Origin of the sequence: Komagataeibacter swingsii (assembly GCF_003207895.1) — a bacterium.
Classification (GTDB): Bacteria; Pseudomonadota; Alphaproteobacteria; order Acetobacterales; family Acetobacteraceae; genus Komagataeibacter; species Komagataeibacter swingsii.
The window spans coordinates 1-15,441 of the sequence record NZ_NKUB01000004.1 but is presented as its reverse complement, the minus strand read 5'-3'; the positions used below and the strand labels follow the sequence as shown (position 1 = coordinate 15,441).

The following is a 15,441-nucleotide window of genomic DNA, read 5'->3' as shown; positions in this document are numbered from 1 at the left end:
ATCAGTCAGGTGCGGACATCCACCTTGATCGGCCCCTCACGGCGGCCATGGGTGAACTGGTCCACCACCGGGTTGCCGCTGTCGAACAGGGTGGAGGGCGGTCCCTGCCAGATCATCCGGCCTTCATACAGCATGCCGACCCGGTCCCCGATCCGCTGGGCGGAGGCCATGTCATGCGTAATCGCGATGGCGGTCGATCCCAGCTTGCGCACGCAGTCGGCAATCAGCCCGTCAATCACCGCGCCCATGATGGGATCAAGCCCGGTTGTCGGTTCGTCAAAGAACAGGATTTCAGGACGGGCGGCGATCGCGCGCGCCAGCCCCACGCGCTTTTGCATGCCGCCCGACAGTTCGGATGGCGACAGCGCGCCCACGGCGGGGTCCATGCCCACCTGTTCCAGCAGCGTCCCCGCCTGCGCGCGCGCCTGCGCACGGGTAATGCGCGGGCCATGGCCCGCACGTGCGGCGGCGACAAGGCCGAAGGTCACGTTTTCCCATACGCTCAGGCTGTCAAACAGCGCGCCGTTCTGGAACAGCATGCCAATCCGCGCCATGTAGGGTTCGCGCTGGCGGGGCGAAAGCGTCGTGACATCGACGCCATCAATCTCGATGGACCCGGCATCGGGCGTGATCAGGCCCAGTATGCAGCGCAGCAGCACCGACTTGCCCGTGCCCGAGCCGCCAATGACCACGAACGACGTGCCGCCCATCACATCAAGGTCCACCCCGTCCAGCACCACCTTGGGGCCGAACGCCTTTTTCAGGCCGCGAATGCGGATCTTGGGGGTTGTGTCTGTCATTGGGAAAAGAACACGTCTGTCAGGAGGTAGTCGAACGTCAGCAGCAGGATCGAGGCGGCGACCACGGCCGCCGTGGTCGCAGCCCCCACGCCTTCGGCCCCGCCACGGCTGTTATAGCCATGGTAGCAGCCCATGAGCGCGATCAGGAACCCGAATATGGCCGCCTTCACCAGCCCCACCGTCACGTCCATCACCTTGAGCGAGGCGATGGTGGCCGTGATATAGGCGGATGCCGAGAAATCCAGCTTCATCACGCACACGGTAAACCCGCCCAGCACACCCAGTATGTCGGCCACCAGCACAAGGAACGGCAGCGCCAGCGTGCCCGCCACCAGCCGTGGCGTGACCAGGTACTTGATGGGGTTGGTGGACAGGGTGGTCAGCGCATCGATCTGGTCGGTCACCCGCATGGTCCCGATTTCGGCCGACATGGCGGCCCCGACCCGGCCCGCCACCATCAGCCCCGCCAGTACCGGCCCCAGTTCACGCGTCACCGCAAGGATGACAATCCCGGCAATGGCGTTCTGGGCATGGTACTGGGCAAAACCGGTATAGGACTGGAGAGCGATCACGCCGCCCGAAAACAGCGCCGTCAACGCCACGACCGGCAGGGAGAAATAGCCGATTTCCACCAGCGTGCCCCACAGCGTGCGCCAGTAGAAGGGGGGGCGGACCACATGCGACAGGGCGACGGCTGCAAACAGCGCCACCCGCCCCGCCATGCGGACGATATCCAGAACGGCCCTGCCAAGCCCGGCAATGAAATCGAGAATGCCGTTCACAACGCCTCCCGCGCATGTGGGTGATCGCCATGCCGGACAACAGGTTCAGCAGACATGTCCCTGCCGTAGCGCGGCATGTCCCCCACGTCAAAGCGAAAGCGCGTACCCCTTCCCCATGTCCTCCACGCAATCAGGGCGCGTGGGATGCATCCGCCCGCCGGTTGCAGGCATGGCGCCACAGGTTGCACGCCACCATGCAGCCCACGCCCCCCATGACCACCACCGCCAGCGGCACGGGGGAATGGAAGGGCACATGCCCGAGGATGAAACCACTACCCGCCGCAAGGGAAAACTGGATGGTGCCCATCAATGCCGACGCACTGCCCGCCTGGTGGCCGTGGTGGGTAAAGGCCAGCACCGTGGCGTTTGGTCCCACAAACCCCAGGCAGCCGGTAATGCAACTGATCAGCACGCACGCCAGGACAGGATGCGCGGGGCCGGCGACCCCCGCGAGCGACAGCACCAGGCACGCCACCGCCGCCACCACGCTGCACGCGACCCCGCCATCGAGCAGCCGCGACAGGTCGATCCGGTGGACCAGGCCGCCATTCAGCTGCGCGCATGCAATGAAGATCCCCGCATTCATGCCGAAAAACACCCCGAACTGGGTGGGCGTGAACCCGAGCAGGTGTTCAAACACCATGGGTGCAGAGGTGATGTAGGCGAACATGACGAACGAGGAAAAACTGTTGATCAGCGCACTGGACATGAACACCGGCTCCCGCACCAGCCCGGCGTAACGGGCGATCGTGCCGGGCAGGGAAAAGGCGATGCGTTTTTCCACCGGCATGGTGTCGGGCATGGTCGCCAGCACCGTCAGCAGCCCCAGCACGCCATAGATGACCGCGATCGTGAAAATCCACCGCCAGTGCCCCAGCATCAGCACAAGGCTGCCCAGCGATGGCGCAAGGATCGGCATGACGCCGAACACCAGCATGAGCTGCGACATGATGCGCGCGCCCGCAGCCCCCGTCGCCACGTCGCGCACGATGGCGCGCGGCAGGACAACACATGCCGCCCCGCCCAGTGCCGAGACAAAACGGCACAGGCAGAACAGGTCGAAGCCGGTGGCCATGGCGCACCCGGCCGACCCGGCGGTAAACAGCACCAGCCCGCCCAGCAGCGGCAGCCTGCGGCCCAGCCGGTCGGAAATGGGGCCAAGGCTGAACTGCCCCACCGCCAGCCCCGCGAACCATGCCGCCAGCGTGACCTGGCTGGCGCCCGCCCGCCCGCCGGCCAGTTCCGCGTCCATGCTGGGAAAGGCGGGCAGGTACATGTCGGTCGCCAGCGGGCCGATGGCCGTAAGCAGCCCCAGCAGGGCAATCATCCAGAACGGCATGACGGGGGCGGGAACACTACGCGAGGGCATGGGAAATCCGGGCGGTCAGGAAAAAATGGCGCGACGGATGCCGCGCCAGTCCGCAATATCAATTCCCGGCGGCTTGTCCATCATCCATGGCGCATGAAACACATGCGCCCCCGGTGGGGACGCATGGCGGTGGCCCGGATCAGACCCCGAAGCTGGCCACCAGGTCCGCCAGCCCCACCTGGCGGTGGCGTTCCAGCCGTGCCGCCACCAGCACGGCACGGGCCTCGGCTATGGCCTGGTCAAGGTCGGAATTGATGACGACGTGATCGAATTCGTTCCAGTGCGAGATCTCGTCGCGCGCGGCCTGCATGCGGCGTGCGATCTCATCCGCCTCATCGGATGCGCGGCCATGCAGCCTGCGTTCGAGTTCCGCGATCGAAGGCGGCAGGACGAACAGGCTGACCACATCCCCCGGCAGGGCGGCACGGATCTGGCGGTGCCCCTGCCAGTCGATATCGAACACCATGTCGCGCCCTTCCGCCAGGGCCTGCTCCACCGGCGCGCGCGGGGTGCCGTACCCCCGGCCGAACACGGTGGCCCATTCCAGCATCTCACCCGCTTCCGCCATGCGGGTAAACGCCTCCATGCTGCGGAAATGATAATGGATTCCATCGCTTTCGCCCGGCCGGGGCTGGCGGGTGGTGACGGATACAGAATGCAGCAGCTGTGGCTCCGATGCACGTAACGCATTCGCAATGGTTGACTTGCCCGCCCCGGATGGCGCTGAAATGACCAGACACACACCACGCCGCCGGACCGGGGCGAGTGGGGGCGTGCGGGTGGGGATGGTTGTCTGGGTCATGCGGTTCTCCCTGGTGATGGCGTAAATGCGCGCCGGATGCGTAAACGGGGTAGCGCTGTTCTAACAGGGTGTATGTATTCTGCGAATATGAAACAGGATTCGATACTGATTACAGGTGCCTCGTCCGGGATTGGGCGCGGGCTTGCCCTTGCCCTTGCCCGACCGGGGCGTACGCTGCACCTGGGCGGGCGCAATGCCGACAGCCTGCGCGCCGTGGCGACAGGCTGCATCGCACGTGGCGCGGAGGCCCGCATACGGGTGCAGGACGTGCGGGAACAGACAGGCATGGAAGGATGGATCACGGGCGCCGGCCCGCTGGACCTGGTCTTTGCCTGCGCGGGGATTACCGCATCGACCAGGGGCGGGGACGAAGCCCCGGCCGAGCCGGATGCGCAGGTCCGCCGCATGTTCGCGACCAACATGGATGGCGTGCTGAACACGGTGCTGCCCGCCATCCATGTCATGCGCGCGCAGCCCCGCGCGCGGGACGGGATGCGGGGACGCATCTGCGCCATGTCATCGGTGGCGGGGCTGGTTTCCTTTCCCGGCACGCCGTCCTATTGCGCGTCAAAGGCGGCGGTGGACCGCTTCATGGTGGCGACAGGGGCCAACATGAAGCGCGCGGGCATTGCCATGACCAGCGTGTGCTGCGGCTTTGTCGCCACCCCTATGACCACGCAGAACACTTTCCCCATGCCGGGCCTGACCCAGACGGGGGACGCCGTGCGCGCCATCCTGTCGGGGGTTGCGGCGGGCCGGCGACGCATCTCGTTCCCGTGGTGGCTGGCTGCGGGGTCACGGTTCATGGACCTGCTGCCACCGCGGGTCGCGGAATATTATTATTATCGCCAGCCTGCGGGACAGGCGGACACCATGGCGGAAACAGGGCGGGAAACAGCCATCCCCACCGCCTGCGCACATCAGGAATAGCATGCGTCCAGCACCCGGAAACAGGTCATGAACCTGTGCCGTATTTTCATCCTGCGCCCGGTCGCGACCACCCTGCTGGCGGCGGCCATCGTCCTTTCGGGGCTTTTTGCCTACCGGATCCTGCCGGTGGGCGACCTGCCGGATATCGCGGTGCCCGTCATTTACGTCGTGGCCAGCCAGCCGGGGGCATCGCCACAGCAGATGGCCAGTTCCGTCACCACCCCGCTGGAACGCAGGCTGGGACAGATCGCGGGCATAAGCGAGATTGAATCCGATTCCAGCCAGGACAGCGCCTTCATCCTGCTGACCTTCAATGACTCGACCAATATAGATTCCGCCGCCAATGACGTGGAGGCCGCCCTGCGCGCGGCCCGCGCCGACATGCCCGCGACACTGGAATCACAGCCGGAATACTGGAAGGCCAACCCCTCCGAAAACCCGATCATGATCCTTGCCCTGACATCGGACACGCAGCCGATGTCGGAGCTGTATGATATCGCCAAGACACGCCTGCAACCCCTGCTGTCGCAGGTGCAGGGCGTGGGGTGGGTCGAACTCATGGGCAGTTCCGCGCCTGCGGTCAGGGTGGAAATCAATCCGTGGCCGCTGTTCAAATACGGGCTGGGGTTCGAGGACATCCGCTCCGCCCTGGCGTCGGCCAACGCCAATACCCCCAAGGGCGTGATCGAGAACGATACCACGCGCTACACCCTTGCCACCAATGACCAGGCACGCAGTGCGGCGCAGTACCGTGACCTTGTCATCGGTTACCGCGACAGCCGTCCCGTGCGGCTGCAGGACGTGGCCTACGTGCATAACGGGGTTGAAAACGAACGCAAGGTCGGCTTCCTGAACGGGCGCAGGGCCGCCATGGCCATCATCCTGCCGCGTGCGGGCGCCAATGTCATTCGCGTCACCGATGAGATCAAGGCCCGCCTTCCCGCCCTGCGCGCCGCCCTGCCGGCGGGGGTGATGCTGACGCCGGCCATGGACCGTTCCATCACCATCCGCGCGTCGCTGGCCGATACGCAGTGGACGCTGCTGGCCTCGGTACTGCTGGTGGTGGCTGTCGTGCTGGTGTTCCTGCGCACGCCGCGTTCCACGCTGATCCCGGCCATTACGGTGCCCATTTCGCTGGCGGGAACGCTGGCGATCATGTCGCTGTTCCATTTCTCGCTCGATATCCTGTCCCTCATGGCGCTGACCATCGCGACCGGCTTCGTGGTGGATGACGCCATCGTGGTGCTGGAAAATATCGCCCGCCACATGGAAGCGGGCATGGGGCGGATGGAGGCGTCGCTCACGGGATCGCGTGAAATCGGGTTCACCGTCATGTCGATCACCATCTCGCTGGTGGCGGTGTTCCTGCCGCTGCTGCTGCTGGGGGGGACGCCGGGGAAGGTCTTTTTCGAATTTTCCATGACGCTGGCCATTACCGTCACCGTCTCGCTGGTTCTTGCCCTCAGCCTGACGCCGATGATGTGCAGCCTGTTGCTGGAAGTCAGCCATGACACGCCCCTGCCCCCCGGCGCGCCGTGGTGGCGGCGCGGGCCACGGGCCGTGGGCGACTGGCTGGAAGCGGGGTACCGGCACCTGCTGCGGTTTTACGAACGCACGCTGGATGTGGCGCTGCGCCACCACGTGCTGACCGCCGTGACCCTGCCGCTGAGCCTTGCGATCATGATCGGGGTGATCGTGCTCATGCCCAAGGGGATCCTGCCCAAGGAAGACGTGGCCATGGTCATGAGCTTCTTCCGCGCGGACCAGACCACGTCGTTTCCCGCCATGACGGAAAAGATCCGCGCCATAAGCAACGCGCTGACCGCCGACAGGGATGCGCAGGAAGTCATCGCCTTTTCCGGCGACACCAATATCGAGGGGCAGGCCTTCGCCCAGATGGTGGACCGCACGAAGCGCGATGACGGCCCCGATGAGATGATCGAACGCATCCACAAGCGGCTGGCCAATATCCCGGGGCTGGACGTGTCCCTGTTTTCGGCAGGCGACATAAGCGGCGGCGGCGGCCGGCAGAAGGAAGGGGCGTACCGCTACCTGCTGACCAGCGATGACGCGGACGCCCTTTACACCTGGGTACCCACGCTGACATCGGCGCTGCGCGCGGCGCCCGCCCTGCGTGACGTCACGACGGATGTAATGAACAACGGGGCGGCCATCCATGCCGACATCATACGCGACCTTGCGGCGCGGTACCTGATCACGCCGCAACTGGTCAGCAACACGCTGTATGACGCGTTTGGCCAGCGCATCGCATCCAACATCTCCACATCGCTTGCGACCTACCATGTGGTGATGGAAGTCGCGGACCAGTACCGCACGTCCCCCGACATCCTGCAGTCGTTCCGCATTTCCACCGCCGGGGGCAACCCCGGCGGCGGCACGGTGTCCAATACGGTCCGCGCCCGCATGGCGACCACCACGCAGGCCAGCACCAGCACGCAATTGAGCCAGCAGTCCTTCCGCAACGAAATCGCCAACAGGCTGGCGGGGGGCACGGGTGCCTCAAACGGGTCCGCCGTGTCATCCAGCACCGAAACCATGCTGCCCCTTTCCAACGTGGCGCGGCTTGAACCCCATCCCACCGCCATTACCGTGTCGCACAAGGGCGGGTTCGTATCGGCGGCCATTTCCTTCAACCTTGCCCCCGGCATGGCGCTGAGCGACGCGGCGGCCACCATTGCCGACACCATGGTGCGGCTGCATGTGCCGCAGTCCATCCATGGCGGCTTTACCGGGCAGGCGGCGCAGTTCCAGTCCGCCATCATCAACGAGGTGCTGATCTTCATCGCGGCCCTTGTCACGATCTATGTGACGCTGGGCATCCTGTATGAAAGCTACATCCACCCGCTGACCATCATGTCCACCCTGCCTTCGGCCGGGGTGGGGGCGGTGCTGGCGCTGTGGGCGCTGGGGCAGGAGTTTTCGCTGATCACCATGATCGGGATGATCCTGCTGGTGGGGATCGTGAAGAAAAACGCCATCCTGATCGTGGATTTCGCGCTGCATGCCGAACGCGACCACGGACTGGACGCCCGCCATGCCATCCGCGAGGCATGCATCCAGCGCTTCCGCCCCATCCTCATGACCACGCTGGCGGCGGCCCTTGGGGCGGTGCCACTGATCACCAACAGTGGCTACGGCGTGGAAATGCGCCGCCCGCTGGGTATTACGGTGGTGGGGGGCCTTATGATGAGCCAGCTGCTCACGCTTTACACCACGCCGGTCATCTACCTCTACATGGAACATATCCGCATCTGGACCCGGCGCATCGCGGGCAGGCTGCTGTCGCGCGGGAAAGGATAAAAAAATTTTCGATAACTGAAAATAAGGGGTTGCGGGGTCAGGCGGGGTCAGTTAAAAGCCGCCTCACAGCGCACCCGTAGCTCAACTGGATAGAGCACCAGACTACGAATCTGGGGGTTAGAGGTTCGAGTCCTTTCGGGTGCGCCACTTTCCTTGAAATTGCAATTACCGTTGCGGACCAGTCGTTTGGCCCCTGTGCCTGGTCGCATGTCCGGGCGTGTGGGCGGCTGCCGCCATCGCGTTACACCGCGGCATGAAATCGTTCCTGATCCAAAAAGATGAGGTGCCTGCCGCCCCTGTGGCTGCTACACCGTTACCTGATCTTTCTTTCGTCTGAATTCAGGAAACAAGAATGAGCGGGCCCAGTCTTCCCGAAAACATTCCCCCCCATGCGCACTCCGGACGCTCTGGCGGCGTCCTGTCCTGGATTGACCGCAGGCTTCCGATCGTAAGCGGCTTCCGGCAGGAATATATCGACTTCCGCATGCCCCGGAACCTGAATGCGCTGTGGAATTTCGGGGCCATCCTGACGGCGGTGCTGGTGCTGATGCTGGCCACGGGCATTTTCCTGGCCATGAACTATACCCCGACCTCCGCCGGGGCGTTCATGTCGGTGGAAATGATCGAACGCCAGCTTCCCGGCGGCTGGATGCTGCGCGCGATGCACATGACCGGGGCCAGCCTGTTCATGGCCGCCCTGTACATCCACCTGTTCCGGGGGCTGTATTACGGGTCGTACAAGCAGCCGCGCGAAATCCTGTGGCTGACCGGGCTGGCGCTGCTGCTGATGGTCATGGTCACGGCATTCGCGGGCTATGTGCTGCCGTGGGGGCAGATGTCGTACTGGGGGGCCGATGTCGCGGGCAAGGCGGTGGGCGCCGTGCCGGTCATTGGCGGGATACTTGAGCACATCATGGAAGGCAGCGACCAGTTGGGGGATATCTTCATCCACCGCTTTTTCGTGCTGCACTTCCTCATGGCGTTCGCCATCGTGGCCGTCGTGGCCTTCCATGTGGCGGCGCTGCATGTCAGCGGGCCGAACAACCCCGACGGCAGGCCGCTGCCCGAACGCCAGACCGTGCCCTTCCATCCCTATTACACCACCAAGGACCTGACGGGCCTCGTGCTGTTCGCGCTGGTGTTCGTGGCCCTTGCGTTCCTGTGGCCCGACCTTCTGTCCGAGCCGGAAAACTACCGCCCCGCCAACCCCATGCACACGCCCGCCGATATCGAGCCGGAATGGTATTTCCTGCCCTTTTACGGCCTGCTGCAGTCCGTGCCGTCCAAGTTTGGCGGCCTGCTGGCGGCAGCGGGGTCGATCCTGATCCTGTTCGCGGTGCCGTGGCTGGACCGTTCGCCCATCCGTTCGGCACGTTTCCGCCCGTCCTGCCGGATCGGCATGATGGGGCTGGTCATGGCGTTCGTGCTGATGGGGCTGGTGGGCCGCCACCATGCCGAAGGCGGCTGGATGATCGCGGGCCGCATCGCGGCACTGTATTATTTCGGTTATTTCCTTGTGCTGCTGCCGCTCTGCGCACGGCGTGAACGCCAGCAGCCCGGCGCCTGATACGGGATCGGGCATGGTCGTTGATCCGTGACTTGACGGATGCGGGCCATGCCCACACTCTTCCCGCCTGACCGGGGTGCCCACGATCCGTGGGCTGAGATCATACCCGTTGAACCTGATCTGGGTCATGCCAGCGAAGGGAGGCTGTCCCGACGGGACATACGCACCCATTGCCTGCCTGCCGTGGATCACGGATGTCAGGGAAAGGGAGCCTTATCATCCATGCGAACCCTCACGCGCGCCCTTGGGGCGGCAGGCGTCCTGGCCTGCACGGTGCTGGCCCTGCCCGCCCATGCCGCCAGCCAGCAGGTCACGGTCGTTCTGGACTGGTTCCTCAACGCCGACCACGCCGCCCTTCTGGCCGCCCAGTACAGCGGCGCGTTCGCCCGCCACGGGCTGGATGTGAAGCTGGTCGCCCCGGCGGACCCCGGATCGCCCGCGCGCCTGGTCGCGGCGGGGCAGGCGGACCTTGCCGTATCCTACCAGACGCAGCTTGGCATGCTGGCGGACCAGGATATCCCGCTGGTACGGGTGGGCACACTGATTGACACCCCGCTGAATGTCCTGATTACGGGCGAGAATGTCCACACCATCGCCGACCTGAAGGGCAGGGCCATTGGCGTATCCATGCCGGGGGTGGATGACGCGGCGCTGGACACCATGCTGCATTCGGCCGGGCTTGCCATGGGCGACGTGCGTCAGGTCAATGTCAATTTCCAGCTGGAACAGGCCATCATAAGCCATGCCGTGGATGGCGTGATCGGGGCGGTGCGGACATATGAACTGATCGACCTGGAGCAGAAGGGGATAAAGGTCTCCGCGTTTTTCCCCGAGGAACATGGCGTGCCGATGTCAGACGAACTGATCTTCCTGGCCGGTCGCGACCATGCACATGATGCGTGGATACGCCAGTTCATGGACGCGCTGGCGGAGGGGGCGAATACCCTGATCAACCACCCCGACGCCATGCTGGCGCAGACGATCCATGACCACCCGGAATTCGACACGCCGCTGAACCGGGCGGCGTGGCAGGCCACCCTGCCGCGCATATGCAAGCAGCCAGCCCTGCTGAACGTGCCCCGCTACACGGCCTTTGCCACGTTCCTGCATGCCCATGGCATGATGACACATGACATCCCGCTGGGGCAGTACGCGATTGACCCGTTCAGTCAGGTCGTGACACCCTGACTGGCGCGTCAGTCGATAATGTTGTGCAGCATGTCCTGCCTGTGCGGCAGGAAGGTCGTGACCCGCAGGCCATGCCACGCCACCAGGCTGTCGCCCAGGAACATGGCCAGCGCGATGACGGTGCAGACCAGTGCATTGCCGAACATGAGCACCAGCCACCACGCAATGGACGCATCGCGCACGCTGCCCATGAACAGCGCAAAGGCCGAGCCACAGGCCGATGCCCCACCCACGCCCGCGAACAGGATGGACGCATCCAGCAGCAGGGTGCGGTAATGCAGATGCGTCAGCCGGCGTAGCAGCTGCGCGGATTCCGCGCTGCTTTTGTCATCGGCGTTTTCCAGCTTGTCGCGTACCGTCTCGATATGGTCACTGACACGGGCCAGCCGTGTATTAAACATGTTCAGCAACGTGCCGATACCCGACAGCATGAAAACCGGTGTCAGCGCGGTCTGGATCAGGTGGGCGACACCATCAACGGATGCATCGGGAACAAGGCCGGGGAAGGCAGACACGGAAGGCAAATCCTTGGCTACGGGCAAAGCCTGCGTTTTTTGGGCTTATCACCGCCCGCGTCAAGGACAGAGTCGATAATGCGCAGACGTAAGGAGATTCCATGTCACATAATTACGCAACACCGCTGACACCCGAAAAGCGGCTGGCGCGCGTGCTGGCGCGCATCCCGGCGGACTGGACGCTTGGCCTTGACCGCCAGCCCTCGGCCACCGGCACGGGGCAGTGGCGCGCGCGCCTGGGCAGGCCCGGACAGGACGCCCCTGAATGGACCATGCCCCACGATACGATGGTCGATGCGCTGGAAGCCGCATGGCGGCAGGCCCGCACGGCCCTGAATGCGGGATAGGGCATATAGGATACTGTCAATAATTAACCAATAGAATACAAACACGGCTTTGTGATGATGTATTCTGTATTCCTGAATGCACATAACGTAATTGTGTTGTTTTTTACTGACTTCTGGACAGAAAAACATGCGCACACGATTGTTTGATGCATCCTTCGGAATGTTACGATTCCGGTTCCTTACCCGTCCGGCTGCCCCTGTCGTACTGTGATATCGTACGCTTATGGTCGGAAAACGCACATGTGTTCCCTGCTGACCATATTTTGAACATTGTATAAAAAAGAAGGAAGATTTGCCAACGAATCCATCTAGATATGGGCATGTATGCCCTGCCTGCGCCCCGCACGGGGGGAAGAATCCCTCCGTCATTACATCCATGTCATGTTGCTGGACGGCATCTGTCGCACCCGATGGGGGCCATTGACCCGCGCGGTTTTATACAACAGGAATGCAGGCAGGGAGTTTAATACTATGTCAGCAGGAAAATTGGCGCGTATTGGCGCGGTGGTTGTCATGGCAAGCGGGGGCGCGTCCCTTGCCTGCCCCGAAGAGGCGCGGGCTGACGATTATAGTGAACTTCTCGACATCCTGAAGGCAAAGGGCAGCCTGACGCAGGGTGAGTACAGGGGGCTTCTGGCCCATCACATGCAGCATGTGCGCGAAGCGGCCTCCGCCTCCAGCCGTGCAACGCAGTACATGCCCGCACAGCGCCATATGGCCGTCCCCACGTCCGCCCATGCCCAGATGCGCACAGCCATGGGCCAGCCGGTCCAGCCCCCCGGCCAGATCGACATTGGCGGTGGTGGCATGGACCCCGATTACGTACTGGCGCAGGCCCAGCAGGCAGCGGCCAACGCGCAGGCCAGTGCTGCATCGGCTGAATCCACCTGGCTGGCCACCCAGCACTCCATGGGCCTTGGCGGCGGCGACTCGTTTGTGCGCATGGCGAAATATGAGCCTGGCAAGGGCCTGACCTTCAAGGCGGGTCCGATCAACATCAACCTGTCGGGCTTCATCAACGGGTTCTATACCTATAACAGCCCGGCGGGCGGCATGCCGGTGGCCGGTGGCGTCTCGACCGGGTCAAGCGGGTTCGATTCCTCGGCGCTGCGTAACGGCCTGCTGCCTGCGGGCCTGATCCTCAAGCTCTCGACCACGCAGAACGGCATCGACCTTGCCGCCGTCATGGGCATGTATCCCGGCATCGACAACGCCAAGAACGGCGCCTTCAACGCCAATACCGGCGGCAGCCCGGTGGGCCTTGGCACCGCCGGCATCGATTTTCGTCAGGTTTACGTGACGGCGGGCAACAAGAAATGGGGCACGTTCAAGATCGGTCGTGACCTTGGCATCTTTGGCGGCGACGCCATCCTGGATGACGCGACCCTGCTGAGTGTCGGTTCCACCGGCAGCAACTCGGCCCCGGGCAATACCTCGCTGGGCCGTATCGGCGTGGGTTACGTGTATGCCGACTGGATCCCGCAGATTTCGTACCAGTCGCCCACCATCAAGGGCTTCCAGGGCACGATCGGCATCCTGCAGCCGCTGGATGAGTTCGATTTCTCAGGCGATGATCCCAATGGCACCGCCTATTCGGCCGGATCGACCCAGCACAGTTCGCCCATGATCCAGGGCAAGGTGACCTATGACTTCAAGATTGGTGGCCTGAGCGCGCGTATCTGGGCCAGTTTCCTGACACAGCACCAGCAGGACCTGATGGTCAGCCGGACAACGACCGTGCATACGGCCCTGCTTGAAGCCAATGGTGGCATTTATAACATGACCACCAGCAACACCGCGGATGTCTCCGTCATTCCGGGCGAAAAACATGGCGTCACGGCGGAAGCAGGCGAAATCGGCACGAAGCTGACCTATGGCGCGGCGCAGTTCGTGGGTTACTACTATCGTGGCAGTGGCCTGGGCACGACCGGCCTGTTCTTTGATGGTGTCGCCAGCAACGGGCGCAAGCGCGCATCGGAAGGCTACTATGTCCAGATGATGTATAACTTCACCAAGAAGTTCAAACTGGTCGGAAGCTATGGCGTCAGTAACCTCTACCTTGCCCCCGGCGAGAGCGATCCCGACCTTGTCCGCCGCAATGAATCGGAAGTGGGCGCGGCCTACTACAAGATGACCGACTGGCTGAACCTTGTGGCCGAATACGCCCATACCAGTTCCGCCGCCCATGGCCCGTACAAGGAAAGCGACAACAGTGCATCGGGCGGTATGATCCTGCTGTTCTGATGCCCGATTGCCCTTAAAACATCTGGCTGATTTTAAAGGATTTTTTGGTGAAGCTTTTTTCAAAAAGCTTCAGGGGAGACCGCCTTTTTGAAAAAAGGCGGCACCCGGGAACTTTTATCGGCAGGCTGTTTTGATACTCTGCCCTTCATGTGCCGGTTTCCACCATCATGGGAAACCACAGGGAAGGGAGATACATGTCCGCACCACCACGCTGGCCATTACGGGTCGGCCTTGTCGGCTATGGCTTTGCCGGGCGTACCTTTCACGCCCCCCTGATCAATGCAACGCCGGGGCTTGAACTGGCCGCCGTCTGTTCGCGGCAACGCGACGCGGTTTTGCATGACTGGCCCCAGGTGACGGTTACCCCCACCCCCGATTCCCTGTTCGCCCTGCCTGATCTGGACATGGTGGTGATCGCCACCCCGAACACGACCCATGCCGATCTTGCCATTGCAGCATTACGCGCCGGGTTGCATGTGGTGGTGGACAAGCCATTCACCACCACGCTGGAACAGGCGCGCACGGTGGCACGGGTCGCCCGTAAGCAGGGGCGGTTCCTGTCCGTTTTCCAGAACCGGCGATGGGACAGCGATTTCCTTGGCATCCGCAACCTGATTGCGACAGGGCAGGTCGGGCGGGTAACCGAACTGGAATCGCGCATGGACCGCTTCCGCCCACTGGTGCGTGAACGCTGGCGTGAAACGGATGCGGCGGGCAGTGGCCTGTGGTTCGACCTGGGGCCGCATCTGGCCGATCAGGCCCTGCACCTGTTTGGCCTGCCGGATCTTGTGCAGGCCAGCCTGGCGTCCTTGCGCGACAATGCCCGTGGCGATGACTGGGCGCAGGTCCTGCTGATATATGGGGAAAGGCGGGTCAGCCTGCATTGCAGCCTGCTTGCGGCATGGGCCGGTCCGCGCTTTGTCGTGCAGGGAACACGCGGCACGATCGTGAAACGTCAGGCCGACCAGCAGGAAAACCAGCTTCGTGCCGGAATGCGCCCCGGTGACCCTGGCTGGGGTGCTGACCCGGACGACATGCTTGTATTCGACGGCGCCGATACGCCGCGCGCGCTGCCTGCCCCGCCCGGCGACCAGCGTATCTATTATGCCATGCTCCGCGACGCGATCATGGGCCGGGGCCATAACCCCGTGCCCCCCATACAGGCCGTGGCACTGATGGCGGTCATGGAAACCTGTTTGGAATCCAGCCAGCGCCAGATGGCGCTTCCCCTGCCCCTGACGGAACGGGAAAGGCAGGACTGGTTACAGGGAACGCCGTAAAGTAAAAGAGCATTCACAAAACAACTGAAAAACGTAAGAAAGTTTTTTGGTGAAGCTTTTTTGGGGCCTGTTGGGGATTAGCGTGAATTGATGACTGCGGCTACGAGATAGATCATGGCCGAGAATGACCTGTCTGTCTTGTCGCTGCGCATGGCGATGCGCTTGAACTCCTTGAGTTTGCAGAAGAAGTTCTCGACAAGATGGCGCGCTTTGAACAGGGCTTTATCGAACGGGCGTCTGTCGAGGCGGTTTTTGCGCTGGGGAATGACCACACAGGCGCCTTGCGCGCGTATGCT

The 15,441-nt window shown here is 63.4% G+C and carries 12 protein-coding genes, 1 tRNA gene, 1 pseudogene and 1 riboswitch; of the genes and pseudogenes, 8 read left to right on the top strand and 6 right to left on the bottom strand.

The features are described 5' to 3' along the window. Positions 1-5: 5 nt before the first annotated feature. The 4 genes from CFR76_RS04725 to gmk form a co-directional block, all read right to left on the bottom strand. Positions 6-800 (bottom strand): ABC transporter ATP-binding protein, encoded by a 795-nt coding sequence (locus CFR76_RS04725; protein ID WP_110556099.1) that lies wholly within the window; start codon positions 798-800, stop codon positions 6-8. Continuing rightward, positions 797-1,582, bottom strand: coding sequence for an MlaE family ABC transporter permease (locus CFR76_RS04720; protein WP_110556098.1), 786 nt, complete (start codon positions 1,580-1,582; stop codon positions 797-799). The genes CFR76_RS04725 and CFR76_RS04720 overlap by 4 nt, the downstream gene beginning before the upstream one ends. A 130-nt stretch (positions 1,583-1,712) precedes the next feature. Continuing rightward, a complete protein-coding gene (locus CFR76_RS04715) occupies positions 1,713-2,951 on the bottom strand; it encodes a multidrug effflux MFS transporter (protein WP_110556097.1) in 1,239 nt (412 codons plus the stop codon). Between the two features lie 139 nt (positions 2,952-3,090). Then, entirely contained in the window at positions 3,091-3,753 is a 663-nt protein-coding gene (gene gmk / locus CFR76_RS04710) for a guanylate kinase (RefSeq protein WP_110556096.1), read from the bottom strand. Between the two features lie 87 nt (positions 3,754-3,840). Between gmk and CFR76_RS04705 the strand changes: the two genes are divergently transcribed. From CFR76_RS04705 to CFR76_RS04685, 5 genes are all read left to right on the top strand, one after another. Then, positions 3,841-4,683 carry an SDR family NAD(P)-dependent oxidoreductase gene (locus CFR76_RS04705; RefSeq protein WP_208623936.1) on the top strand — a complete coding sequence of 281 codons (843 nt, stop codon included), beginning with the start codon at positions 3,841-3,843 and terminating at the stop codon, positions 4,681-4,683. 27 nt (positions 4,684-4,710) lie between these two features. Next, entirely contained in the window at positions 4,711-8,004 is a 3,294-nt protein-coding gene (locus CFR76_RS04700) for an efflux RND transporter permease subunit (RefSeq protein WP_110556094.1), read from the top strand. Between the two features lie 70 nt (positions 8,005-8,074). Next, positions 8,075-8,151: transfer RNA gene (locus CFR76_RS04695), tRNA-Arg, on the top strand. A 205-nt stretch (positions 8,152-8,356) separates the two neighbouring features. Continuing rightward, the gene (locus CFR76_RS04690) at positions 8,357-9,571 is read left to right on the top strand and encodes a cytochrome b (RefSeq protein WP_110556093.1); all 1,215 of its coding nucleotides are present in this window, start codon (positions 8,357-8,359) and stop codon (positions 9,569-9,571) included. A 62-nt stretch (positions 9,572-9,633) separates the two neighbouring features. Continuing rightward, positions 9,634-9,730: riboswitch (TPP riboswitch) on the top strand. Positions 9,731-9,793: 63 nt separating this feature from the next. Then, on the top strand, positions 9,794-10,759 hold the full coding sequence (locus tag CFR76_RS04685; protein ID WP_110556092.1) for an ABC transporter substrate-binding protein: 966 nt from the start codon (positions 9,794-9,796) through the stop codon (positions 10,757-10,759). 8 nt (positions 10,760-10,767) lie between these two features. On the opposite strand, the gene CFR76_RS04680 is transcribed toward CFR76_RS04685, so the two are convergent. Beyond that, positions 10,768-11,283, bottom strand: a complete 516-nt coding sequence (locus tag CFR76_RS04680) for a DUF2721 domain-containing protein (RefSeq protein WP_110556091.1) — start codon at positions 11,281-11,283, stop codon at positions 10,768-10,770. Between the two features lie 92 nt (positions 11,284-11,375). Here CFR76_RS04680 and CFR76_RS04675 point away from each other — a divergent pair, with 92 nt between their 5' ends. The 3 genes from CFR76_RS04675 (at position 11,376) to CFR76_RS04665 (ending at position 15,145) form a co-directional block, all read left to right on the top strand. Then, positions 11,376-11,621 (top strand): hypothetical protein, encoded by a 246-nt coding sequence (locus CFR76_RS04675; RefSeq protein ID WP_110556090.1) that lies wholly within the window; start codon positions 11,376-11,378, stop codon positions 11,619-11,621. Positions 11,622-12,092: 471 nt separating this feature from the next. Next, positions 12,093-13,865 (top strand): porin family protein, encoded by a 1,773-nt coding sequence (locus tag CFR76_RS04670; RefSeq protein ID WP_208623935.1) that lies wholly within the window; start codon positions 12,093-12,095, stop codon positions 13,863-13,865. A 194-nt stretch (positions 13,866-14,059) separates the two neighbouring features. Next, the gene (locus CFR76_RS04665) at positions 14,060-15,145 is read left to right on the top strand and encodes an oxidoreductase (RefSeq protein ID WP_110556089.1); all 1,086 of its coding nucleotides are present in this window, start codon (positions 14,060-14,062) and stop codon (positions 15,143-15,145) included. A 77-nt stretch (positions 15,146-15,222) separates the two neighbouring features. Here the strand turns inward: CFR76_RS04665 and CFR76_RS04660 are convergent. Then, a pseudogene (locus CFR76_RS04660) lies at positions 15,223-15,441 on the bottom strand (IS5/IS1182 family transposase); the annotation flags it as partial.

What these genes read in the sequence shown, in the direction of transcription:
- CFR76_RS04675 (WP_110556090.1), top strand. Translation starts at nt 11,376, where the DNA reads ATGTCACATAATTACGCAACACCGCTGACACCCGAAAAGCGGCTGGCG.
- CFR76_RS04690 (WP_110556093.1), top strand. Translation starts at nt 8,357, where the DNA reads ATGAGCGGGCCCAGTCTTCCCGAAAACATTCCCCCCCATGCGCACTCC.
- CFR76_RS04715 (WP_110556097.1), bottom strand. Translation starts at nt 2,951, where the DNA reads ATGCCCTCGCGTAGTGTTCCCGCCCCCGTCATGCCGTTCTGGATGATT.
- gmk (WP_110556096.1), bottom strand. Translation starts at nt 3,753, where the DNA reads ATGACCCAGACAACCATCCCCACCCGCACGCCCCCACTCGCCCCGGTC.
- CFR76_RS04685 (WP_110556092.1), top strand. Translation starts at nt 9,794, where the DNA reads ATGCGAACCCTCACGCGCGCCCTTGGGGCGGCAGGCGTCCTGGCCTGC.
- CFR76_RS04665 (WP_110556089.1), top strand. Translation starts at nt 14,060, where the DNA reads ATGTCCGCACCACCACGCTGGCCATTACGGGTCGGCCTTGTCGGCTAT.
- CFR76_RS04670 (WP_208623935.1), top strand. Translation starts at nt 12,093, where the DNA reads ATGTCAGCAGGAAAATTGGCGCGTATTGGCGCGGTGGTTGTCATGGCA.
- CFR76_RS04725 (WP_110556099.1), bottom strand. Translation starts at nt 800, where the DNA reads ATGACAGACACAACCCCCAAGATCCGCATTCGCGGCCTGAAAAAGGCG.
- CFR76_RS04700 (WP_110556094.1), top strand. Translation starts at nt 4,711, where the DNA reads ATGAACCTGTGCCGTATTTTCATCCTGCGCCCGGTCGCGACCACCCTG.
- CFR76_RS04705 (WP_208623936.1), top strand. Translation starts at nt 3,841, where the DNA reads ATGAAACAGGATTCGATACTGATTACAGGTGCCTCGTCCGGGATTGGG.